General features: G+C 65.7%; 23 protein-coding genes. 12 read left to right on the top strand and 11 right to left on the bottom strand.

Annotated elements, in window-relative coordinates; genetic code table 11:
* Nucleotides 1-21 precede the first annotated feature (21 nt).
* From sucC to DTPSY_RS18290, 8 genes are all read left to right on the top strand, one after another.
* Complete coding sequence (gene sucC, locus DTPSY_RS17000) at nt 22-1,182, top strand: ADP-forming succinate--CoA ligase subunit beta (RefSeq protein WP_011807128.1); 1,161 nt, start codon at nt 22-24, stop codon at nt 1,180-1,182.
* Between the two features lie 19 nt (nt 1,183-1,201).
* Nucleotides 1,202-2,095, top strand: coding sequence for a succinate--CoA ligase subunit alpha (gene sucD, locus DTPSY_RS16995; protein ID WP_015914606.1), 894 nt, complete (start codon nt 1,202-1,204; stop codon nt 2,093-2,095).
* A gap of 155 nt (nt 2,096-2,250) precedes the next feature.
* Complete coding sequence (locus tag DTPSY_RS16990; RefSeq protein ID WP_015914605.1) at nt 2,251-2,934, top strand: TerC family protein; 684 nt, start codon at nt 2,251-2,253, stop codon at nt 2,932-2,934.
* A 283-nt stretch (nt 2,935-3,217) separates the two neighbouring features.
* Nucleotides 3,218-4,033 (top strand): Stp1/IreP family PP2C-type Ser/Thr phosphatase, encoded by an 816-nt coding sequence (locus tag DTPSY_RS16985; RefSeq protein WP_015914604.1) that lies wholly within the window; start codon nt 3,218-3,220, stop codon nt 4,031-4,033.
* Between the two features lie 104 nt (nt 4,034-4,137).
* Nucleotides 4,138-4,773 (top strand): FHA domain-containing protein, encoded by a 636-nt coding sequence (locus DTPSY_RS16980; protein ID WP_015914603.1) that lies wholly within the window; start codon nt 4,138-4,140, stop codon nt 4,771-4,773.
* Nucleotides 4,774-5,116: 343 nt separating this feature from the next.
* Nucleotides 5,117-5,707, top strand: a complete 591-nt coding sequence (locus DTPSY_RS16975; protein WP_015914602.1) for a pilin — start codon at nt 5,117-5,119, stop codon at nt 5,705-5,707.
* Between the two features lie 68 nt (nt 5,708-5,775).
* A complete protein-coding gene (tfpZ, locus tag DTPSY_RS16970) occupies nt 5,776-6,564 on the top strand; it encodes a TfpX/TfpZ family type IV pilin accessory protein (protein WP_015914601.1) in 789 nt (262 codons plus the stop codon).
* A 3-nt stretch (nt 6,565-6,567) separates the two neighbouring features.
* Complete coding sequence (locus tag DTPSY_RS18290) at nt 6,568-7,167, top strand: pilin (protein WP_015914600.1); 600 nt, start codon at nt 6,568-6,570, stop codon at nt 7,165-7,167.
* Between the two features lie 17 nt (nt 7,168-7,184).
* On the opposite strand, the gene moaC is transcribed toward DTPSY_RS18290, so the two are convergent.
* Complete coding sequence (gene moaC / locus DTPSY_RS16965; protein WP_015914599.1) at nt 7,185-7,676, bottom strand: cyclic pyranopterin monophosphate synthase MoaC; 492 nt, start codon at nt 7,674-7,676, stop codon at nt 7,185-7,187.
* Between the two features lie 210 nt (nt 7,677-7,886).
* On the opposite strand from moaC, the gene DTPSY_RS16960 reads away from it, so the two are divergent.
* The gene (locus DTPSY_RS16960) at nt 7,887-9,353 is read left to right on the top strand and encodes a M48 family metalloprotease (RefSeq protein ID WP_238526552.1); all 1,467 of its coding nucleotides are present in this window, start codon (nt 7,887-7,889) and stop codon (nt 9,351-9,353) included.
* On the opposite strand, the gene DTPSY_RS16955 is transcribed toward DTPSY_RS16960, so the two are convergent.
* From DTPSY_RS16955 to DTPSY_RS16945, 3 genes are all read right to left on the bottom strand, one after another.
* Nucleotides 9,321-9,677 carry a phage holin family protein gene (locus tag DTPSY_RS16955; protein ID WP_041836445.1) on the bottom strand — a complete coding sequence of 119 codons (357 nt, stop codon included), beginning with the start codon at nt 9,675-9,677 and terminating at the stop codon, nt 9,321-9,323. The two genes, DTPSY_RS16960 and DTPSY_RS16955, sit on opposite strands and share 33 nt — an antisense overlap.
* 142 nt (nt 9,678-9,819) lie before the next feature.
* On the bottom strand, nt 9,820-10,293 hold the full coding sequence (locus DTPSY_RS16950) for a hypothetical protein (protein WP_015914596.1): 474 nt from the start codon (nt 10,291-10,293) through the stop codon (nt 9,820-9,822).
* A gap of 48 nt (nt 10,294-10,341) precedes the next feature.
* The gene (locus DTPSY_RS16945; protein WP_015914595.1) at nt 10,342-11,073 is read right to left on the bottom strand and encodes a TerC family protein; all 732 of its coding nucleotides are present in this window, start codon (nt 11,071-11,073) and stop codon (nt 10,342-10,344) included.
* Between the two features lie 523 nt (nt 11,074-11,596).
* Between DTPSY_RS16945 and DTPSY_RS16940 the strand changes: the two genes are divergently transcribed.
* Both DTPSY_RS16940 and DTPSY_RS16935 read left to right on the top strand, forming a co-directional pair.
* The gene (locus DTPSY_RS16940) at nt 11,597-12,040 is read left to right on the top strand and encodes a DUF3717 domain-containing protein (protein WP_015914594.1); all 444 of its coding nucleotides are present in this window, start codon (nt 11,597-11,599) and stop codon (nt 12,038-12,040) included.
* 40 nt (nt 12,041-12,080) lie between these two features.
* Nucleotides 12,081-12,386: a putative signal transducing protein gene (locus tag DTPSY_RS16935; protein WP_011807111.1), complete on the top strand. Its 306-nt coding sequence runs from the start codon at nt 12,081-12,083 to the stop codon at nt 12,384-12,386.
* 73 nt (nt 12,387-12,459) lie between these two features.
* Here the strand turns inward: DTPSY_RS16935 and DTPSY_RS16930 are convergent, their stop codons facing one another.
* Together DTPSY_RS16930 and purB are read right to left on the bottom strand one after the other, a co-directional pair.
* The gene (locus DTPSY_RS16930) at nt 12,460-13,020 is read right to left on the bottom strand and encodes a YaeQ family protein (RefSeq protein WP_011807110.1); all 561 of its coding nucleotides are present in this window, start codon (nt 13,018-13,020) and stop codon (nt 12,460-12,462) included.
* Nucleotides 13,021-13,097: 77 nt separating this feature from the next.
* Complete coding sequence (gene purB / locus DTPSY_RS16925) at nt 13,098-14,477, bottom strand: adenylosuccinate lyase (RefSeq protein WP_011807109.1); 1,380 nt, start codon at nt 14,475-14,477, stop codon at nt 13,098-13,100.
* Between the two features lie 117 nt (nt 14,478-14,594).
* Here purB and DTPSY_RS16920 point away from each other — a divergent pair, with 117 nt between their 5' ends.
* Nucleotides 14,595-15,209, top strand: a complete 615-nt coding sequence (locus DTPSY_RS16920) for a glutathione S-transferase family protein (RefSeq protein WP_015914593.1) — start codon at nt 14,595-14,597, stop codon at nt 15,207-15,209.
* Between the two features lie 294 nt (nt 15,210-15,503).
* On the opposite strand, the gene DTPSY_RS16915 is transcribed toward DTPSY_RS16920, so the two are convergent.
* The 5 genes from DTPSY_RS16915 to DTPSY_RS16895 all read right to left on the bottom strand — a co-directional run bounded on the left by DTPSY_RS16915 (nt 15,504) and on the right by DTPSY_RS16895 (nt 22,736).
* The gene (locus DTPSY_RS16915) at nt 15,504-16,091 is read right to left on the bottom strand and encodes a glutathione peroxidase (RefSeq protein ID WP_015914592.1); all 588 of its coding nucleotides are present in this window, start codon (nt 16,089-16,091) and stop codon (nt 15,504-15,506) included.
* Between the two features lie 213 nt (nt 16,092-16,304).
* Entirely contained in the window at nt 16,305-19,400 is a 3,096-nt protein-coding gene (locus tag DTPSY_RS16910; protein WP_015914591.1) for an efflux RND transporter permease subunit, read from the bottom strand.
* Between the two features lie 9 nt (nt 19,401-19,409).
* Complete coding sequence (locus tag DTPSY_RS16905) at nt 19,410-20,582, bottom strand: efflux RND transporter periplasmic adaptor subunit (RefSeq protein WP_015914590.1); 1,173 nt, start codon at nt 20,580-20,582, stop codon at nt 19,410-19,412.
* 16 nt (nt 20,583-20,598) lie between these two features.
* Entirely contained in the window at nt 20,599-22,053 is a 1,455-nt protein-coding gene (locus DTPSY_RS16900) for an efflux transporter outer membrane subunit (RefSeq protein ID WP_015914589.1), read from the bottom strand.
* Nucleotides 22,050-22,736, bottom strand: coding sequence for a CerR family C-terminal domain-containing protein (locus DTPSY_RS16895; protein WP_015914588.1), 687 nt, complete (start codon nt 22,734-22,736; stop codon nt 22,050-22,052). Before DTPSY_RS16895 ends, DTPSY_RS16900 begins: the two co-directional genes overlap by 4 nt.
* Between the last annotated feature and the right edge of the window lie 21 nt (nt 22,737-22,757).

Raw genomic sequence — 22,757 nt, 5'->3', positions numbered from 1 at the left:
CCTTCCCCTGAGAGAGACCTCATGAAGATTCACGAATACCAAGGCAAGGAAATCTTGCGCAGTTTCGGCGTGCCCGTCCCGCGTGGCATCCCCGCTTTCACGGTGCAAGAAGCCGTGGAAGCCGCACAAAAGCTCGGCGGCCCCGTGTGGGTCGTGAAGGCCCAGATCCACGCCGGTGGCCGTGGCAAGGGCGGTGGCGTGAAGGTGGCCAAGACCATTGATGACGTGAAGGCACGCGCCAGCGAGATCCTGGGCATGCAACTGGTCACGCACCAGACCGGCCCTGAAGGGCAGAAGGTGCGCCGCCTGTACATTGAAGATGGCGCCGACATCAAGAACGAACTGTATGTGTCTCTGGTGACCGACCGTGGCACGCAGAAAGTGGCGCTGATCGCTTCCAGCGAAGGCGGCATGGACATCGAGGAAGTGGCCCACTCCACGCCCGAGAAGATCATCACCGAGATGATCGACCCCCTGACCGGCATCACGCCCGAGCAATCCAAGAAGGTGGCCGCAGCCATCGGCCTGACGGGTGCTTCGGTGGACCAGGCGGTGGACCTGTTCGCCAAGCTCTACAAGTGCTACATGGACACCGACGCGTCCCTGGTCGAGATCAACCCGCTGAATTGCGACTCCAAGGGCAACCTGATGGCCCTGGACGCGAAGTTCAACTTCGACGCCAACGCGCTGTTCCGCCACCCGGAAATCGTGGCCCTGCGCGACCTGGACGAGGAAGATCCGGCGGAAGTCGAGGCCTCCAAGTTCGACCTGGCCTACATCTCCCTGGACGGCAACATCGGCTGCCTGGTGAACGGCGCCGGCCTGGCCATGGCCACCATGGACACCATCAAGCTGTTCGGCGGCGAGCCTGCCAACTTCCTGGACGTGGGCGGCGGTGCCACCCCCGAGAAGGTCACCGAAGCCTTCAAGATCATGCTCAAGAACCCCAAGGTCAAGGGCATTCTGGTCAACATCTTCGGCGGCATCATGAAGTGCGACACCATCGCCACCGGCGTGATCACCGCCTGCAAGGCCGTGAACCTGCAGGTGCCGCTGGTCGTGCGCATGAAGGGCACGAACGAAGAGCTGGGCAAGAAGATGCTGGCCGAATCCGGCCTGCCCATCATCAGCGCCGACACCATGGCGGAAGCCGCCACGAAGATTGTCGAAGCCGTCCGTTAAGCAGGCCCGGAGATAAAACATGTCGATCTACATCAACAAAGACACCAAGGTCATCACCCAGGGCATCACCGGCAAGACCGGTCAGTTCCACACGGAAAAGTGCCAGGAATACGCCAACGGCAAGAACTGCTTCGTGGCGGGTGTGAACCCCAAGAAGGCCGGCGAGAAGATTTTTGACATTCCAATCTTTGGGTCGGTCAAGGACGCCGCCAAGGAAACCGGTGCTACCGTCTCCGTGATCTACGTGCCGCCCGCAGGCGCGGCCGCCGCCATCTGGGAAGCCGTCGAGGCCGACCTGGACCTGGCGATCTGCATCACCGAAGGCATTCCCGTGCGCGACATGCTTGAAGTGCGCAACAAGATGAAGGCCAAGGAAGCTGCTGGCGGCAAGCGCACGCTGCTGCTGGGCCCCAACTGCCCTGGCCTGATCACGCCGGACGAGATCAAGATCGGCATCATGCCCGGTCACATCCACAAGAAGGGCCGTGTGGGCGTGGTGAGCCGTTCCGGCACGCTGACCTACGAAGCCGTGGCACAGTTGACCGAACTGGGCATCGGCCAGTCGTCCGCCGTCGGCATCGGCGGCGACCCGATCAACGGCCTCAAGCACATCGACGTGATGAAGGCTTTCAACGACGATCCTGACACCGACGCCGTGATCATGATCGGCGAGATCGGCGGCCCCGACGAGGCAGAAGCTGCCCGCTGGTGCAAGGCCAATATGAAGAAGCCCATCGTGGGCTTCATTGCCGGCGTGACCGCTCCTCCGGGCAAGCGCATGGGCCATGCGGGTGCGCTGATCTCCGGCGGCGCCGATACGGCGGACGCCAAGCTGGCCATCATGGAAGAGTGCGGTTTCACCATTACCCGCAATCCTTCCGAGATGGGTCGCCTGCTCAAGGGCCTGCTGTAATCCGCGAGCCTGGCGCGTTGTAGCGCGCCAGGTTACGCAAAATTACGCACGCGCGCGAGGGTCGTCCCTCTCTACACTGTCGGTTCCAACACAAAAGAAACGCCAGCTTGGTTGACCCAGGCTGGCGTTTTCGATTCATAACACTGGAGCCATCAATGGAGTACTTGAGCAATGCCGATTTCTGGATCGGCCTGGTGAAGATCGTCTGGATCAACATCATTTTGTCGGGCGACAACGCTGTCGTCATCGCCTTGGCGGCGCGTTCGCTGCCTGCGCAGCAGCAGAAGAAGGCCGTCATGTTCGGCTCCGGCGCGGCAGTGGTGTTGCGCATCGTATTGACGGTAGTGGCGGCCAAGCTGCTGGAGCTGTCCTTCCTGCAGATCGTCGGGGGCTGTCTGCTGCTGTGGATTGGTTATCAACTCCTCACGGGCGAAGAGGAAGATGACGGCGCATCCAAATCCGCAGGGGGCATGTTCGCGGCCATCCGCACCATCCTGATTGCCGACCTGGTGATGAGCCTGGACAACGTCATAGCCGTCGCCGCGACGGCCCAGGGGAACATGGTGCTGCTCGTCCTGGGGCTGGCCATCAGCATACCGCTGGTGATCTTCGGCTCCACCCTGATGATCAAGCTCATGGAACGCTTTCCCGTCATCGTCACGCTGGGGGCCGCGCTGATCGGTTGGGTGGGAGGCGAGACCATCGTCAACGACAACTTGCTCCACGATTACGCGATGGGTCATCCGTGGCTCCACTACGTAGCCGCCATAGCGGGCGCCGTGCTGGTGGTGATGGTGGGCAAGCTGGCGCAATCCCGCGGCGAACCTCGGCAGGCCTGAAAAGTCTGGCGCGCGGTAGTGCGACGGGAATGTGCCGCGACCTGACGGACATGTCCTTGAAGTAGCAAAAATGGCAGGCAAGAAGGGGCTGCGTAGGACCTCTTTTGCAACACACGTCAACGGGCCTGGCTTGCACGCGTTCAACATCATGACGGACCTGTCGCCCCGTGCGCCTCGACTATGATGCGCAGTCCCGCAATGCCGGTTGTGAGGGATATGCAGCGATGCCTTCCTCAACCGCATGTAAAGCGCCTTCGCGTGAGGCGTATCGCGGGAGTCTCTTATGAAACCTCTGCCGATGCTGAGCTACGAATTCTGCGCGTTGACGGACACGGGGCGGGTGCGCTCCAACAACGAAGACGCTGTGGCCATCCATGAGACGGCGCAGATGGCCATCCTGGCCGACGGCATGGGGGGCTACAACGCGGGCGAGGTGGCTGCCGGGATGGCGATCACCTACATCGGCACCGAGATGGTCCGCTGGCTGCAAGGCGACGGCTCCGCGGCATCACCTTCGGATGTACGGCATGCACTAGAGGCCTGTGTGGACAACGCGAACCACGCGATCCTCGGCGCCTCGATGTCCAACCCGCAGTACCTGGGAATGGGTACCACGCTGGTCGTCGGCGTGTTCCGTGACGACCGGCTCATTCTCGGCCACATCGGTGATTCGCGCTGCTACCGGTGGCGCGAGGGCCTCTTGCGGCAGATCACGCGCGACCACTCGTGGTTGCAGGAGCAGATCGACCTGGGACTGCTCACGCCGGCACAAGCAGCCGTTTCGGGGCAGCGCAACCTGGTTACACGGGCGCTGGGGGTGGATGTGTCCGTGCACATAGAAATCAACGAATTTCCTGTCGAGCCCGGTGACTTGTTCATTCTTTGCTCCGACGGCCTGACGGATATGTTGAGTGACGAAGATTTGGCCGAACTGGCGCGGATGCCCATTGCGCTACAAGATAAAGCGGCGCGCATGGTGGCCATGGCCAACGCCATGGGAGGGCGGGACAACATCAGCGTAGTGCTGGCGCAAACGCAACTCGCTCAGGACGCCAAAAAACGCGGCGGTCTCATGGCGCGCCTGCTGCGCACCTCGTGACCCTTCCGCCAAGCTCAGCCCGACCGCCAGGGCTTCATTTGCCTGTGCCCGGAAATTGCTACTTCCCTCTACTAGCTAAGTTGTTTGGATAAGGAAAAGTGATCATGCCCAGAATGGTCGTGTCGATCGATGGAGTCGTCATCAAGGAAGTTACCTTCACCAAGGAACGCACAACGGTAGGCCGCCGCCCCTACAACGACGTGGTCATCGATAACCTTGCCGTCAGTGGTGAACATGCGGTCTTCCTCATGAATGGGGACGATGTAGAAGTGGAAGACCTGGGTAGCACCAACGGCACCTATGTCAATGGCAAGGCCATCAAGCGACAGCCTTTGCGCAACGGCGACACGGTGGAATTGGGGAAGTACAAGATCCGCTTCCTGCACGAAGAGCCTGGTCACGACTATGAGAAGACGATGGTCTTCAAGCCGGGCATGTTGCCGCCGCTGGCCAAGCCTGCGGCCTCTGCTCCAGTCGTGCTGAGCGCCGCCGTACGGGTGATGAACGGCCCCGCCGCCGGCCGTGAGGTGGCTCTGACAAAAGTGGTTACCACCATTGGCAAGCCCGGCGTGGCCGTGGCATCCATCACCAAGCGCCACAGCGGCTTCGTGCTAGCTCATGTGGAGGGCGGGGACTTTCCGTTGCTGAACGGCAGCCCGGTGGGAGAAAGTCCCATCACCCTCAAAAATGGCGACCGCATCGCACTGGCCAGTACCGAGATGGAGTTTGTGCAAGGCTAGAGCGAGCAGAGGGCAACGCTAGTGTGGCAATCATTAGCGCTTCGCTCTTAAAAGCCGTTAGCGCCTGATGGGAGAAGGGGTGCTGCCGCGGGTCGCAGAATGCCGCGCTGCCTCTAACAGACCGAATTGCGTAGTTCTCCACGTAGAACACCTTAGGGTGACAAATGTGTCGATGTGTGACCGATTGGTTAGGCTTTTCCTTTGTTGGGTCAAGGAAACTGGTGAAAAATGTCGCGCACCGCAACGTTTGGTTGCATTCTGACGTTGGCACAGAAGCTGCTCAAGTGTTTTCAACCCGCAGGATTCCTCTGCGGGGGCTATTACCTAATTCCGAGGAGGATTTATGAAGCGTACCCTGCAACAAGGTTTCACCCTGATCGAACTGATGATCGTAGTGGCGATCATCGGCATTTTGGCTGCTGTGGCATTGCCCGCTTATCAAGACTACACAAAGCGCGCACGCGTTTCTGAAGGCCTTGTCCAAGCGGGAGCGGCCAAGCAGAACGTTGCGGACATTCTCGCAAAGGGTGCCGTGGCCGCTGACGCGCGAGGCTACGGCTCTGGTTATGTGCCTCCCACGCTGTCTGACAACGTGCTCGGCCCTCTGACGGCGCCGAACCCAGCAACTTACGATAACGCAGCAGCTGCTATCCAAAGCGGTATCCGTATCGAACCCGCAACCGGCGAAATCACCATCCCCTACAGCACGCGTATCGAGCCGGCAGCCTCCAACCTGCTGGTTCTGGTGCCCTACCTGGGTGCTGCCACTGGTACGACCGAAGCCAATCTGCCTGTCGCAACGGCCGCTTTCACGCCGCCTTCGGATGCCATCAAGTGGAAGTGTCGCGCGGCTGGCGCTACTTCGCCGTTTGCCGTGGCGCTTACAAATGCTCCTACGTTGCCGCAAAAGCTGGCACCCGCCGAATGCCGTTAATCGACTGTATACGGACTTAAAGGAGCGCTTCGGCGCTCTTTTTCATTTTGAAGCAGGCGGATTTTGTAATGCGACGTTTGATTATGGCCGCAAAAGCGGCAGCAATCCATCTGACTATTAGTGGCGTGGTGGCTTCTGTTGCGGCCTGTCTTGTATTTGGATTGTGGTTTCCTTTTCCTTATTTTGAACTAGGCGGTGGGCTTCATCTTTTCTGGATTTTAGTGGCTGTGGATGTGGTGTTAGGTCCATTGCTGACATTACTGCTATTTAACCCCGTTAAGCCACGCAGGGAGATGGCACTGGATTTGACGCTGATCGGATTCATACAGATGGCTGCCCTTGCATATGGCCTGTACAGCATTGGCCTGGCGCGCCCTGTCGTCCTAGCGTTTGAGGTGGATCGATTCGTCGCGGTTTCCGCGGCAGATGTGGATACCGACACCCTGAGCGAGGCCCCTGATACTCTGCGGTCATTGTCCTGGACAGGCCCTGTCTTGGTTGGTACGCGAAGTGCTAAGAACAATGATGAGCAAATGCTGAGCATCAGTTTGTCGCTTCAAGGGCTGGAGCCAAGTGCCCGGCCAGGATGGTGGCAGTCCTATTCGGCCAGCCGGCCGGATGCCATGCTGCGCATGAAGCCGCTACGCGACCTTCAAAAGGCGAGGTTGAAAGAGTGGGAAAAGATCGAACGGGCGATCGAAAAAACTAAATTGCCAGCCGAAAAAATCTTTTATCTCCCTTTGGTGAGTAGGAAGACTATGGATGAGTGGGTGGTTTTGCTCAATCAAGACGCGAATATCGTGGGTTTTGCCCCTGTTGGCGGTTTTGAAGCATCTCTACAACAAATTTCGGAATAATTAATGTCGCAAAGTGAGGCAATGAAGAAGAGAGCACTGCGAGGGTTCACCATGATCGAATTAATGATTGTCGTGATGGTGATCGGAGTTTTAGCTTCCGTCGCTTTGCCGGCATACCAAACATACGTCAAGAGAGGCCGAGTAACGGAGGGCATGTTGCAGGCAGCGTTGGCAAAGCAAAATGTGGCCGATGTGTTCTTTAAAGGCTCTCTACACCCCGATTCCGAAGGATATGGCGCAACTTACGTGCCGCCGACCGCTTCGGATAACGTTCTTGGCCTAACGACGGCCGCGCCGCCGAGTTATCTCAATAGCGCGACAGCAGTCGCTGACGCCATTCGTATCGATCCCGCCACAGGCGAAATTACCATTCCTTTTTCGACCAAAGTGGAGTCAGCGGGAGCCAATATTTTGGTGCTAATTCCTTACGTTGGCGGTGCGGGCGCAGAAGTCGCTTTGCCAGATGCGACCCAAATATTCGCACCTCCATCTGATGGAATGAAGTGGAAATGCCGCGCGGCGGGAGCCACATCCGGCTTTGCCGTGACGCCAATCACCGCACCGACCTTGCCGGCAAGACTGGCGCCCGCAGACTGCCGTTGACGTGCTGGCGTGCCGTGTCAACTCTGTACGGCATTCGGGTCGGATTTCCCACCGTGCTTCTCCAGCACCCTGACCCCCGTCATCACCATCCGCTTGTCCGCCGCCTTGCACATGTCATAAACGGTGAGCAGCGCTACCTGCACGGCGGTCAGGGCCTCCATCTCCACCCCGGTAGGCCCCACGGTTTCCACCGTAGCCGTGCATTGCACAGCGCTGTCGGAAGGCAGCAGTTCGAACTCCACGGCCACGCGGGTAAGGGCCAAGGGGTGGCATAGCGGGATCAGCTCGCTGGTCTTCTTGGCTGCCATGATGCCGGCGATGCGCGCTACGCCGAGCACGTCGCCCTTCTTGGCGGTGCCCGACTCGACCAGCACGAGTGTGGCGGGCTGCATCTCGATGCGGCCCGTGGCAATGGCCACGCGGTGCGTGGCCGGTTTGGCGCCCACGTCCACCATGTGGGCTTGGCCTTGGGCGTCGAAGTGGGTGAGGGGAGAGGGGGACGTTGTCATAAGGCGGGTTTACAACCGGGTGCGAAACATTCCAATGGCCGGGGCATCATACGGCCATGTGCAGATGGCCGCGATTGATGGCCGGCCCGTTCGCGCGGGTGGAGGAGTTTTGTGCAAGGTTCTCTACAAAATTGGCTCCCAGCGCCCAGCTGGAAAGCGCTGACAGCTTCTTTTTTTATAGCATTTGGCTCCCTGCAAGCACCGGCTGTGATGGCACAGCCATCGCTGCCCACATTGGGAGACGGCCTGGAGATGACGACCAGTGCGGAGCGCAAGCTGGGCGACCGCATCATCCGCGAGCTGTACCGCGACCCGGATTACATCGATGACGCGGTGCTGACTGAGTATGTGCAGAGCCTGTTCCTGCCACTGGTGCAGGCCGCGAAGGCGCGGGGGGAGTTGTCGCCCGAACTCGAGGAACGCTTTGCCTGGGAGATCTTGCTGGGCCGCGACCGTACGGTGAACGCATTTGCCCTGCCGGGCGGCTACTTCGGCGTGCACCTCGGGCTGATTGGCGTGGTGAGTACGCGCGACGAGCTCGCGTCGGTGCTGGCGCACGAACTCAGCCATGTCACCCAGCGCCATATTTCACGCCTGATCGCGCAGCAGGGGCGGCAGACGCCGCTGATGCTGGGCGCGCTGATCCTCGGCGCGCTGGCTGCGAGCCGGAGCCCCGATGCGGCCCAGGCCCTGATGGTGGGTGGGCAGGCGCTGGCCGTACAGAGCCAGCTGAACTTCTCGCGCGACATGGAGCGCGAGGCCGACCGTGTGGGCTACGGCCTGATGGCGCCCGCCGGTTTTGCGCCGCAGGGCTTCGTGGGCATGTTCGACAAGCTGCAGCAGGCCAACCGCATCAACGACAACGGCAGTTGGCCCTACCTGCGCAGCCACCCCTTGACCACGCAGCGCATCGCGGACATGCACAGCCGCATTCCGCCGGGTGCGGCGCAGCCCGCGCGGGCTACGCTGGAGCACCTGATGATGGCTGCGCGCGCGCGCGTGCTGATGCGCCCCGGTGTCGACGCTTGGCGACAGTGGGTTGCCGAGCCGCAGGACGCCGGCTTTGCCGCACGGCCCGCACCGCAGCGGGTGGCGGCCTGGTATGCGGCCACCCTCAGCGCGGTGCAGTTGGGCGACATGGCGGCTGCGCGCAAGGCGTTGCGTGCGCTGCAGTCCAGCGCAGGTACCGATGCTGCCGCGTTGCGCCAGGCGCGCCTGCTGGGTGCTGAGTTGGAGCTGGCTGCGGGCGACGCGCCCGCGGCGCTGACGTACCTGCAGGGCAGCGTCGTCACGGAAGGCAGCGGTGTGCCCGGCGCGCCCGCGCCCGCACGGCCCGAGATGCTGCTGCGCACCCAGGCCCTGCTGCGCACGGGCGCGGCAGGCGAGATGGCGGGGCCCTTGCAGACCTGGGTAGCCACGCATCCTCGGGACGCGACCGTTTGGCAAGCGCTGGCGCAGGTATGGCAACAGCAGGGGCAGTCCCTGCGCGCCGTGCGCGCTGAGGCCGAGGCACACGCCGCACGCTATGACTACGCGGCTGCGGTGGATCGTTTCAAGGCGGGGCAGGACCTTGCGCGGCGCAGCAGCGCTGCGGGGGACTACATCGAAGCGTCGATCATCGACACGCGGCTGCGTGCCGTGGAGTCACTTCTTAAGGAACAGGCCGCCGAGCGCTGATTCGATCAGCATGCCCAGCAGAGAGTAGATCAGCGAACCGATCAGCGCGGCGGTAAAGCCGTGTACCTGGAAACCGTCGCCCAGCACCGAGGCGGCGGCCCAGAACATGAGCGCGTTGATCACGAAGAGGAACAGCCCGATGGTGACGATGGTCACCGGCAGCGTCAGCACCACGAGGACCGGGCGCAGCACCACGTTGAACAGGCCGATCACAAAGGCCGCGATCAGCGCAGCGCCGAAGCTGCGCACCTCCACGCCGCTGTAGAGGTAGGCCACGCAAAGCAGGGCGGCCGCGCTCAGCAGCCATTTGAGCAGTAGTCGCATGGCGCGCAGCATAGCACCGGGCCGGTGAGTGCGCCGCGCCGCATGCGGCATGAGAGCGTGTAAAAAAAGCCGGCCCATCTGCGCTTGCACGCGATGGGCCGGCTGGGCTGAACAGTGGTTTTGCCGAGTCCTGCCGTGCCGATCAGTCGGCGGCCAGCATGAACAGCAGGCCCAGGCTGGCGAGCGAGCCGGGCACCGTCCAGCGCCGTGGCGGTTTGCGCACGATGACCGGCGCGGCGGCGGGCGCTGCGTCGGCCAGGGGGTTCGCCTCCTGTTCCAGCTTGGGGCGACGGGCGTCTACCACCCTGCACGCGCCATGCTCGGACTGCAGCTGCGCCAGCAGCTCGGGCAGCGGCCCCTTGGCCAGCACCGTGCTGATGGGCGCACCCTCCGCCCGCAGCCAGGGCTGCAGCTGCGCAAACAGCTTGTCCGCCCATTTGGCGCGCCAGTTCTCGCGTGCGCTATGGCTCACCCATTTGCTGATGCGGTGCGTCATGCGCGGTGCGCAGGCCACCAGCACCCAGTGGATCGTGCCCGCAGTGGCGGGGGCCGCCAGCGGCTCCAGGACTTGCCGCGCGTAGGCTGCGTCGTCCACATACACGATGACCTTGTCCATGGCGGATCTCCTGTCGGGCCTATGGGTGCGTGTGCAGGAAGGCCTGTTTCAGCCGTGCTGTGCAGGGGCCGTCTTGCCGCGCTGCGCGACGATGGCCTTGCCGACCACCAGCACCAGCAGGGCGCCGGCCACGCTGGCGGCGTACTTCAGAGTGTCGGACTGCTCCAGCTTGAACATCCACTGCCACTTGTCGGGGTTGGCCAGCGCGGGGTCGGAGACCAGCATGCCGCCGGCGATCCAGCCCAGCAGCATGCCGCCGGCGGTGATGATGGCCGGGAAGCGCTCCATGAGCTTGATGACCAGTTGGCTGCCCCACACGATGATCGGGATGGAGATCAGCAGGCCCAGCACCACCAGCAGCAGCGAGTGGTCGCCCGCGTTCTGTGCGGCGCCGGCAATGGCGATCACGTTGTCCACGCTCATCACCAGGTCGGCCACGATGATGGTCTTGATGGCGGCCAGCAGCTTGTCGCTCTCGGCCACGCTGCCGTGGCCGTCCTCGTCGGGGGCCAGCAGCTTCACGCCGATCCACACCAGCAGGATGGCGCCCACCACTTTCAGGAAGGGCAGGTTCAGCAGCGTCATCGCGAAGGCAATCAGGACCACGCGCAGGATGATGGCGCCCGCCGTGCCCCAGATGATGCCCTTGGTGCGCTGCGCGGGCGGCAGCTTGCGGCAGGCCAGGGCGATCACCACGGCGTTGTCACCACCGAGCAGGATGTCGATGATGATGATCTGCCCCAGTGCAACCCAGAACTCGGGTGAAGTCAGAAATTCCATAAAGTCCTCGTTATCAGTAACCGAAAGGAGGCCCGCAGCCACTGTAGGTGGCGGTGGGCGGCTCCGCAAGAGAGACACTGCACGGTGACCAGGGACTCGTCCACCCGCGTGGGTTGCGACGCGCGAAGAGGTAAGGACGGCCTTGATCAGCCCCGCAGGGCCATCAAAGGTCTTGCTCAGCCCGCATGCGATGCGTGGCGCATGCCGGGCCCGGGCTGCCGGAAGCGGTGCGCTTCGTACTGACGACAGACCGAGAGCCTCTGCACCCCGGGGCCGATGGCCGTCAGGACTTGGAGGTCAGGAGCTACTCCCCTTCGAACCTGCCATTGGAACATGGCACGAGGGCGGCGCGCAAGCGGCAGGCGTTTTTTGCGCAAGGCGGTTTGAAGAAAATGTTGCCAGACGCGCGACGGAATATGTCTGCCATGCTATTTAAAACATAGCGAATGGCCCTGGCGGCCCCGCCGCCATGCGCATGGAACACACCGGGGCGGGCGGTATCATCGGCGCGCCCCTACCTGCCATGTCCTGCATCCACGTCGCCGATATCGAAGCCGCCATCAACCATTGGCGCGCCCGCGCCCCATCGCCCGATGGCGTGGGGCTGGCGCCGGAAATCGAGGCGCTGGCCGAGGTGTATGGCCGCATGGTGTTTGCGCGGGCCGAGGACGTGGCGCCGCAGCAGATGCCCGCCGCGGCGCTGGCGGCGTGGCTGGCCTGGTACGAGACCACACCCGACACACCGTGCATCGCCATCTGCTCCACCAGCCAGGGGGATGAATGGTGCAAGGGCTGCGGGCGCAGCTTTGCCGAGGTGCAGCACTGGCTGGCGATGAGCCCGATGGACAAGCGCGCCGTGTGGCGGCGCATCACCCGCGAGGGCACGGCGCTGCGCTTCACGCGCTATGCCGAACGTGCGGCCGAGCGCCCCGCCGATTGCGCCGGCGGCGCTCCCGGCGCTGGTTGACCGGCTTTACGGCGGGGCGCGCGCCGGCTAAGGTGGCCGCATGCTGCGTTTGACCCAGGCCCCCGATATCGCCATGGCCACGCTGTGGCGCGACCTGCTGTGCGAAGCCGGCATGCCCGCCAGCGTGCAGCGCCAGCATCTGGGCGCGGCGGCGGGCCACCTGCCGCCAGGAGAGTGCCTGCCCGAGATCTGGCTGACGTACCCCGAACATGCAGAACGCGCCCGTGCGCTGTTGCGGGAGTTCCAGCATCTGCCGCAGCGCCAGTGGCGCTGCCACGCGTGCGGTGAGGCGATCGAGGGCGGCTTCGAGCAGTGCTGGAATTGCGGCGCCTTGATGCCGCAGTAAATTGCTATTTATTCAGGAGCTGGTAGCGCTTGTTGGTCGGGCGCTAGAGGTGTTTTTTGCTCAAAACACCATGTTACTTCCAGCGCAGCGGTTCCACATGCACGCTGCCCAGGGTGCTGCTCAGCGTGAGGCCGCCTTCCTGCACCGTCGCCTGCAGCTGCATGCTGCGCTCGGCCAGTGTTGCCAGTTGCTGGGCGGCGTCGGCGGGCAGGCGCCAGACCTGCAGCTTGTCCAGCCGCGTGAGCTTGTTCTCGATGCCCTTCCACCACACTTCGGCTGCGTGGTGAAAACAATAAACGATGACCGCATCGGATTTGCTGCAGGCCTTGGTCAGCGGCTTGTCCTCGGGCTGCCCGACCTCGATCCACAACCGCTTACGACCCGTGAAGTCGGTCAGCGATACGTCCGGGTCCTCCGGATCCGACAGGCCCGCGCCGAACGCCAGCGTGCCATCGCCCTGGCAGGTGTCCTGCAGTTCATGGGCCTGCAGCGCCAAGGCGGCCAGCCGCACCATCATGCGCTCGTCGGTTTCGCTGGGGTGGCGCGCCAGGGTGAGTGCATGGTCGGCGTAGTAGCCGTGGTCGATGTCCGCGATTTGGAGGTTCGCCTTGAAGATGGTGGACTTGAGGGCCATGGGATGCTTTCAAAATGAGAGCTGCCCGCGCTTGGCTGGCAAGCGCGGGCAGGCAAAAAGGCTCAAACCGGGTTGGATCAGACGCGGCGGGCCAGCTCGGCCGCCTTGCCGGTGTAGCTGCCCGGCGTCATGGCCAGCAGGCGGTCCTTGTCGGCTTGGGGGATCTCCAGGCCGTTGATCAGCGCGTGCAGCGCCTCGGCCGTCACGGTCTTGCCGCGCGTGACTTCCTTGAGCTTCTCGTACGCGCCCTGCACGCCGTAGCGGCGCATCACGGTCTGGATGGGTTCGGCCAGCACTTCCCAGCTGGTGTTGAGGTCGTCGGCCAGGGCTTCTTCGTTCAGCTCCAGCTTGTTCAGGCCGGTCATCAGCGAGGTATAGGCCAGCGCGGCGTAGCCCAGCGCCACGCCGATGTTGCGCAGCACAGTGCTGTCGGTGAGGTCGCGCTGCCAGCGGCTGATGGGCAGCTTTTCGGACAGGTGCCTGAGCAGCGCATTGGCCAGGCCCAGGTTGCCCTCGGCGTTCTCGAAGTCGATGGGGTTGACTTTGTGGGGCATGGTGGACGAGCCGATCTCGCCCGCCTTGAGCTTTTGCTTGAAGTAGCCCAGGCTCACGTAGCCCCAGATGTCGCGCGAGAGGTCCACCAGGATGGTGTTGGCGCGGGCGATGGCGTCGAACAGCTCGGCCATGTAGTCGTGCGGCTCGATCTGGATGCTGTAGGGCTGGAAGGTGAGGCCCAGGCCCAGCGGCTCGGGCGTCTCCACGACCTTGCGGCTGAAGGCTTCCCAGTCGAAGTCGGGCCAGGCCGACAGGTGGGCGTTGTAGTTGCCCACGGCGCCGTTCATCTTGCCCAGGATCTTCACCGCCGCGATGCGCTCGCAGGCCGCCTGCAGGCGCACGACCACGTTGGCCAGCTCCTTGCCCACCGTGGTGGGGCTGGCGGTCTGGCCGTGGGTGCGGCTGAGCATGGGCACGTCGGCGAACTGGTGGGCCATCTCGCGCAGCTTGAGCACGATGCGGTCCAGGCCCGGCAGGATGACCTGGTCGCGGCCCGAGCGGATCTGCAGCGCATGGCTGGTGTTGTTGATGTCCTCGCTGGTGCAGGCGAAGTGCACGAACTCGGCAGCCTTCTCCAGTTCGGGGCGGGCCTCGAACTTGGACTTGATCCAGTATTCGACCGCCTTCACGTCGTGGTTGGTGGTCTTCTCGATGTCCTTGATGGCGCTCGCGTCGGCCTCGGAGAAGTTCTTCACCAGGCCCAGCAGGTAGGCGCGCGCGCCGGTGGACAGTGGCTTGAACTCCGCAAATCCCGCGTCCGACAGCGCGATGAACCAGGCCACCTCCACCTGCACGCGGCGGTGCATGTAGCCGTGCTCGCTCATGATGGGACGCAGGGCGGAGAGTTTGGCGGCGTAGCGGCCGTCAAGGGGCGACAGGGCGGTGATGGTGGACAGGCTCATGGGCCGTCATTGTAGGTGGGCGCCTGGAATGCCGAAGGGCCGCGGCCGGCCGGCGCGCCCGCCCCTAGAATCGCGCTCACCCGACCAACCCCATCCCCCCAGGCGCTGCACATCACCATGAAACTGATCGGATCGAATACGAGCCCCTACGTGCGCAAGGTGCGCGTGGTGCTGGCCGAGAAAAAGCTGGATTACCAGTTCATCGAGGAGAACGTGTGGGCCGACGACACGGCCATCAGCGCGTCCAACCCGCTGGGCAAGGTGCCCTGTCTGATCATGGAGGGCGGTGAGGCGGTGTTCGATTCGCGCGTGATCGTGGAATACCTGGACACGCTGTCCCCCGTGGGCAAGCTCATTCCCGCCCTGGGGCGCGAGCGCGCCGAGGTCAAGACCTGGGAGGCGCTGGCCGACGGCCTGCTGGACGCCGCCATCCTCGCGCGCCTGGAGGCCACCTGGGCCGGCCGTCAGGACGGTGAGCGCAGCCAGGCGTGGATCGACCGGCAACTCGCCAAGGCGCGCGCCAGCCTGCAGTCCATGAGCAAGGGGCTGGGCGACAAGCCTTATTGCAGCGGCATCCACCTTACGCTGTCGGACATTGCCGTCGGCAGCGCGCTCGGGTGGCTGGAGTTCCGCTTTCCTGACATCGCCTGGCGCACGGACCACCCCAACCTGGGCCGCCTGATGGACAAGCTGATGCAGCGCCAGAGTTTCATCGACACCCAGCCGCGCTGAACCGCCGACCCACTGGGCCTAAAGAAAAAGCGCGCCTTCCGTGAGGAAGTGCGCGCTTTTTGCTGCGGAATAAAAAAAGTTGCGAAGCGCCCCGAAACGAATGAAGAGAGGGAGGGAGGAGAAGCGCCCCAGGGTTGCAGCCAGGCCGGGCCTGGAAGGCTTCGCAACGTTAAAAACGGTTATTCGGATCACGCCGCGATGGACTCGCGGCCACGGTTAACTCCTAGAGTGGAGGTGATGGTAAAAAGTTCCAGATCTCACCCATAAAAAAATTCAAAAAATTTTCACCAAGCCTCAACGCGGCGCCGCCAGTTGCTGCTCGATGGCCTGGATCAGCGCTTTGCTGTGGGGTTCCACCGAACTTCCGTAGCTTCCCACCACCTTGCCCGAACGGCTGACCAGGTACTTGTGGAAGTTCCACCGTGGCGTCTGCCCCGCGGACGCTGCGGCGAGCTGGCGGTACAGCGGCAGGGCTTCGCCGCCCTTCACGTGGCTCTTGGCAAACATCGGGAAGCGCACGCCAAACGTGTTTTCGCAGAACTGGGCGATCTCGGTGTTACTGCCGGTTTCTTGTGCAAAGTCGTTCGACGGAAAGCCCAGCACCACCAGCCCTTGGTCGCGGTAGCGCGCGTACAGCTCTTCCAAGCCCTGGTATTGGCCGGTGAAGCCGCAGTAGCTGGCCGTGTTGACCACCAGCAGCACCTTGCCGGCGTATTGGCACAAGGCCTGCGGCGCCTCGTCCTGCAGGCGCGGCACGGTGTGCTGCAGCAGGGCGGGGCAGGCCCGGGCATCTGCGGCCGGAGGCGCCGCAACATCCGCCGCCTGGGCGGCGGGGCCCAGCAGCGTGGCGCATAGAAGCAGCGGCAAAGTCAGGCGTGGCATGGTGCAGGGATGGCAGGGAGGGCAAAAGCCCGTACACGCCGCCATTACACCATGTCTGCAGGCGGCGAAAAAGTTTTTGGCTATCGACCATGCTGAAAGCATGGGTTTCACCTTGTTGCGATCTGACCGCCCTCGATGCCGGATGATTGCTATTGAAAATATAGCTTCCAGTGCTTGCTGTCAAAGCGCTGGAGCCCTAAAACACGCTAGACCCTAGCTGGGTGCCCGCGCCTCGCCTGCCTGCGCCTCGCGCGCATGGGGACGACGCAGTACCCGGTGGCGCAGCCATTGCTCGAAGTCGTCCACATAGGTGAACACCGCCGGCACCACCAGCAGGCTGAGCACCGTGGAGGTGATGAGGCCGCCGATCACGGCCACGGCCATGGGGGAGCGGAAGCTCATGTCCGCGCCGCCCAGCGCCAGGGCAATGGGCATCATGCCGGCGCCCATGGCCAGCGTGGTCATGATGATGGGGCGTGCGCGCTTGTGGCAGGCGTCCAGCAGCGCGTCCATGCGGCTCATGCCGTGGCGCCGCGCCACGATGGCGTATTCCACGAGCAGGATGGAGTTCTTCGTGGCGATGCCCATGAGCATGATGAGCCCGATGAGCGACGGCATGGAGAAGCTCTTGCCGGCCAGCAGCAGCGCCACGAACGCCCCGCCCAGCGACAGCGGCAGCGCCGCGAGGATGGTGACCGGCTGCAGGAAGTCCTTGAACAGCAGCACCAGCACGATATAGATGCACACCACGCCGGTGAGCATGGCCAGGCCGAAGCTGGCGAACAGCTCGCCCATCATCTCGGCGTCGCCCACGTCGATCAGGCGCACGCTGGCAGGCAGGCCCCGTACGGCGGGCAGCTGGCGCACGGCCTCGGTCACCTCGCCCAGGCCGCGCTCGCCCAACTCGATCTCGAAGTTCACGTTGCGCGAGCGGTCGTAGCGGCTGATGACCGCGGGGCCGCCGGCCAGCGACAGCTCGGCCACCTCGCCCAGGCGCACCGGGCCGTGCGCGCCGGGCAGCGTGAGGCGCTCCAGCACCGACAGGTCTTCGCGCGCAGCATCCTCCAGGCGCACGACGATGGGCACCTGCCGCTGCGCCAGGTTGAGCTTGGGCAGGTACTGGTCGTAGTCGCCCACGGTGGCCACGCGCAGCGTCTCGGCGATGGCGCTGCTGGTGACCCCCAGGTCGGCGGCGCGGGCGAAGTCGGGGCGCACGGCGATCTCCGGGCGCACCAGGCTGGCCGTGGAGCTCACGCCGCCAATGCCCGCGATGGTGCGGATGTCCCGCTCCACCGCGCGGGCGGCGGCCGCAAGCGCCTGCGGGTCTTCGCTGGCCAGCGCCAGGATGTACTTGTCGTTGGAGCCGCCCAGGCCCACCTTCACGCGCACGCCGGGCAGCTCTTGCATGGCGGCGCGCAGGCGCTGCTCGATCTCCTGCTTGCGCGGGCGCTCGCCCCGCGGCGTCATGCGCAGCGTGAGCGTGGCCTTGCGCGGGTCGCCCGCGCCCGCGCCGGCGAACGGGTCGGCCCCGGCCGAGCCCCCGCCGATCGTGGTGTAGATGCTCTCCACATGGCCCACGCCCATGGCGCGCTCGGTGGCCAGGGCCACCACGGCGCGCGTGTCGGCCAGCTTGGCGCCGGGCGGCAGCTCCAGCGTGACCTGGGTCTGGGCGTTGTCGTCCGCCGGGATGAAACCCGAGGGCAGCAGCGGGATCAGCGCCAGGGAACCGACGAAGAACAGCAGCGCGCCCAGCAACGTAAGGACGCGGTGCTTCAGGCACCAGTGCGAGGCACGCATGTACGCGGCCAGCCAGCGCGGCTCCTTCTCGTGGCCCACCATGGGCTTCATGATGTAGGCGGCCATCATCGGCGTGAGCAGGCGCGCCACGACCAGCGAGGCGAACACCGCCAGCGCCGCCGTCCAGCCGAACTGTTTGAAGAACCTCCCGGCGATGCCGCTCATGAACGCGGTGGGCAGGAACACGGCGATCAGCGTGAAGGTGGTGGCGATCACGGCCAGGCCGATCTCGTCGGCGGCCTCCATGGCCGCCTGGTACGGCGTCTTGCCCATGCGCAGGTGGCGCACGATGTTCTCCACCTCCACGATGGCATCGTCCACCAGGATGCCCACCACCAGCGACAGCGCCAGCAGCGTGATGATGTTGATGGAAAAGCCCAGCAGGTGCATGCCGATGAAGGCCGGTATCACCGACAGCGGCAGCGCCACGGCGGACACGATGGTGGCGCGCCAGTCGCGCAGGAACAGCCACACCACCACCACCGCGAGGATGGCGCCCTCGTACAGCAGCTTCATCGAGCTGTCGTACTCGTCCTGTGCGATGTCCACGAAATCCACCGTGCGCGTGAGTTGCAGGTGCGGGTGCTCGGCCATCAACTGGTCCAACGCGCGTTGCACGCCCGCGCCCACCTCCACCTCGCTGGCGCCGCGGCTGCGCGAGACCTCGAAGCCGATGACCGGTTTGTCGCCCAGCAGCGCGGCGGTGCGTGGCTCGGCCACGGTGTCGGTCACGGTGGCCACCTGGTCCAGGCGGACATGGCGGCCGCCGGACAGCGCGATCTCCAGCGCCGCGATCTCCTGCGCCGTCTGCACCGTGGCCAGCGTGCGCAGCGGCTGCTCGGCCCCGCCCAGCTCGGCGCGGCCGCCCGCGCTTTCCACCTGCACCTGGCGCAGCTGGCGCGAGACTTCGGCCGCGGTGGCGCCCAGCGCCTGCAGCTTGAGCGGGTCCAGCGCCACGCGCACCTCGCGCGCCACGCCGCCCACGCGGTTGACCGCGCCCACGCCGGGCACGGCCAGCAGCCGGCGCGTGAGGGTGTCGTCCACGAACCAGGATAGCGCCTCGTCGTCCAGCTGGTTCGAGGCGATGGCAAACGCCAGGATGGGCTGGCTGGACAGCTCCAGCTTGGTGATGATGGGGTCGCGCAGGTCCGCGGGCAGATCGGAGCGCACGCGCGAGACGGCCGAGCGCACGTCGTCCACCGCCTCCTGCACGGGTTTTTCAAGCTGGAACTCGGCCGCGATGGTGGCTGTGCCGTCGGTCAGCGTGGAGGTGATGTGCTTGAGCCCCTGGGTGGTGGCGATGGCGTTCTCGATCTTGCGCGCCACGTCGCTCTCCAGCTGCCCCGGCGCGGCGCCGGGCAGGGAGGCCGTGACCATGACCACGGGCAGGTCCATGTCGGGAAAGTTCTGCACCTTCATGGACCGGAAGGCCAGCAGTCCGGCCAGCGTGAGCAGCACGAACAGCATGGCCGCCGGGATGGGGTTGCGGATCGACCAGGCGGAGAGGTTCATGGTCGCTCCTTATTTGCTAGCTGCTTGCGCTTGAGGGACGGGCGCTGCAGCCTCTTTTGGTGCTGAATCTGCGGCAGGCGCAGCCTGCACGCGCACCAAGTCGCCGTCGTTCAGGAAGGCGCCGCCTCGCGCCACGATGCGCGCCTGGGGCGCCAGGCCCGAGGTGATGGCCACGCGCTCGCCGCTGCGCTCACCGGTCTGCACGCGGTGCATGGCCACGCGCGAGTCCGTGCCTACCTCGAACACGTGCGAGAAGCCGTCGCGCACCACCACGGCCGACAGGGGCACCAGCAGCGCGTCGCGCTCGCCCAGCAGGAACTCGCCGCGCGCGAACATGCCCGCCCTTATCTCGGGGTGCGCCGGCAGGTCCACGTACACCAGCGCATTGCGCGTCTGCGGGTCCACCGTCGGGGCCAGCATGCGCACCGTGCCTTCCACCTGCGCGCCGCTGGCGGCCGTCACCACCGCCTTGGCACCGGGACGGATGCGGGGCAGCTCGCTGGAGGTGACCTCCGCGCGCCACTCCAGCCGGCCCTTGCGCACCATGCGAAACAGCTCGGTGCCTGCACCCACCACCGCGCCCACGGTGGCCGTGCGCGCGGAGATCACGCCACTGTCGGGCGCCAATACCTGGGTGTGTTTCAGGCGCAGCTGCTGGGCGTTGAGCGCCGCCTGTGCCGCCGCCACGCGGGCCTGCGCGGTCTGCGCGCCGGTGGCGTATTGCTGGATCTGCTGCTGGCTCAGTGCACCCGAGGCGCTCAGGGTGTTGGCGCGGTCGGCATTAGCCTGCGCCTCGGCCTGGGCGGCGCGGGCCTCCAGCAGGCTGGCGCGGGCCTGGGCCACGTCGGCCTCGATGGTCTCGGGCGCGAAGGTGGCCAGCACCTGGCCGGCGCGCACCGTGTCGCCCACGTTCACGCGCACGTCGGTCAGCCGCAGGCCGCTCACCTCGGCGCCAATGCTGGCCTCCTGCCACGCGGCCACGTTGCCGTTGGCCGGCAGCCGCTGGGTCACGTTGCCGCGCTGCGGTTGGGTGGTGGCCACGGTGAGGGCGGGGCGCGGCCCCTCGGCCTGTGCGGAGTCCTCGGCATGGGTGGGGCCGCTGCCGAGCAGGACGGCGGTGGTCGCGGCAAGCCCCAGCAAAGCCAGGGCGATCAGGGTGCGGGTCGGTGTCAGGCGCGGCATGGCGGTCGAAAAGGATTTAGTGCGAAGAAGAAGGGGGGGTGGTGGTCGCCTGCGTGGAGGTCTGGGCCGCTGGCGCGTCGACCTCGGGCGTCCAGCCGCCGCCGGCCGCGCGGTACAGCGCCACCCAGGCGGCCATGCGCTCTTGCTCCAGCGCGACCACGGCGGTGTCCGAGGCGAGGGCGGTGCGGCGGGCATCCTCCAGTTCCACCAGGCTGGCCAGGCCAGCGCGCCAGCGCTCCTGCGTGGCGGTGAAGGAGCGGCGGTAGTCCTCGGCGGCGCGCCGGGCGTCGGTGCTGCGGCGCGCGGTGCTGTCCAGCCGCGCCAGGGCCTGCTCCACCTCGCTCACGGCTTGGCGCACCTGCGCGCGGTAGGCCTGCGCGGCGCTGTCGTAGCGCGCACGGGCGGCATCCACCTGCGCGGCGCGGCGACCGCCGTCGAACAGCGGCAGCGTGACGGCCAGCGGGCCGATGGACCAGGTGTTGCTGGTGGCTTGCACCCCCGCGGTGCGCACCAACCCGCGGCCAATGGTGCCGCTGAGCGTGAGCCGCGGGTAGCGCTGCGCCTGGGCGTCGCCCACCTCGGCACTGGCGGCCGCCACCTCGCGCTCGGCGGCGTAGACGTCGGGCCGCTGCGCCAGCGTCTGCGCGGGCAGGCCGTCGATGCTGAACAGCTGCTCGGGCGGGTGCAGCGGCGGCGCGGCAGCCAGCTGCGAGCGCAGCAGGGGCTCGTCGCGCCCGGTGAGGGCCACCAGTGTCTTGACGATCACCTCGCACTGCAGGCGCTGCTGCTCGGCGCGCACCGCGCTGTCGGCCTGGCTGGCCGTGGCCAGCGCGGCGGTGGCGGGGGCGGTGAAGCCCGCGCGTTCGCTCTCGCGCGTGAGGCGGGCCGTCTCGCCGCGCGAGCGCGCGTCGGCCTGCGCCACCTGCAACTGGCGCGCGCAGTGGTGCCAATTGCTGTACTGCAGAGCCGTCTCGGCCGCCACGGAAACGCGGGCCTCGTGCCACTGCGCCTGCGCACCGGCCAGGCGCTCGCGCGCGGCGTCCGCCACGGCGGCGTTGCGGCCGAACAGGTCGATCTCCCAGCCGGCTTGCAGCCCCGCCTGGGCGGTGGTGGCCACGCCGCGCACCTGCTCGTTGAAGCCGCGGCTGGCGCTGGCCTGCGCGTCCAGGCTGGGCAGCAGCGCCGCGCGTGCGGCCGTCTGCTGCGCGCGGGCCTGTGCCAGACGGGCGCCGGCCTCAGCCACCGTGGGACTGAGGGCCTGTGCGTCCACGATCAGCGCGCCCAGCAGCGGGTCGCTGTGGCGCTGCCACCAGCCGGCCAGATCGGCCACGCTGCCTTGGTGGGGCAGCGGTGCGTGCCAGGCGGAGGGTGCGGGTGCCTGCACGGCCGCGGGCGGGCGTTGCACGGCGCAGGCGGCCAGTGCCAGGGGCAGGGTGGAAAGCGCAAGGCGCTGGAGGACGGGGCGCTTCATGGTGCGGTAGACCTGCGGGCGGTGCGCCGGCGGGGGGTGGAAGAGGTCGAAGGGGAGGGCGAGGCTGGAGTAGAAGGGCGGACAGGCTGAGCGCGCGTACGCCGGCGCCGCTCGGTGGCCACCATGGCCATGGCGTAGTCGGCCAGGCGTTCCGCCCACTGGTCCACGGCCGCCGGGGATGCGAGCAGCTGTGGCTGCATGGCGCACACCACTTCCTGGTGGCTCCACAGCTGAAAGGCCAGTCCGGTGACGGTGAGCGTGAGGCGGTGCAGGTCGTCGTCGGCCTGCGGCAGCCCCAGGTGCCGGCACAGCAGCGCGGCCATGGCCTCGTTGGGTGCGCGCACGTCTTTTTCCAGCTCGATCTGCCACTGCGCCGTGGGCTCCAGCATTTCACGGATGTGCAGCCGCACCACCTGGCGTGCCATCTCGCCGTCGTGCAGCGGCCCCAGCGCGCCCTGGTAGAAGCAGTGCAGCGCGGCGCGCAGGGACAGGCCGGGGCGCATGAAGTCGGGCACCAGCGATTGCAGCGAGCCGAAGGGCGCGGAAAACAGCGCCGCGTACAGCGCGGCCTTGTCGCCGAAGTAGTAGCTCACCGAGGCCACGTTGACCTGGGCCTCGGCGGCGATCGCGCGGATCGAGGTCTTGGCGTAGCCCTGTTCGGAAAACAGTTTGAGCGCCGCCATCAGCAGCCGGGTGCGCGCCGG

The organism is [Acidovorax] ebreus TPSY (assembly GCF_000022305.1).
GTDB classification, from domain to species: Bacteria; Pseudomonadota; Gammaproteobacteria; order Burkholderiales; family Burkholderiaceae_C; genus Diaphorobacter; species Diaphorobacter nitroreducens.
The sequence above is the reverse complement of the archived record's forward strand: the minus strand, read 5'-3'. Positions and strand labels throughout refer to the sequence as shown.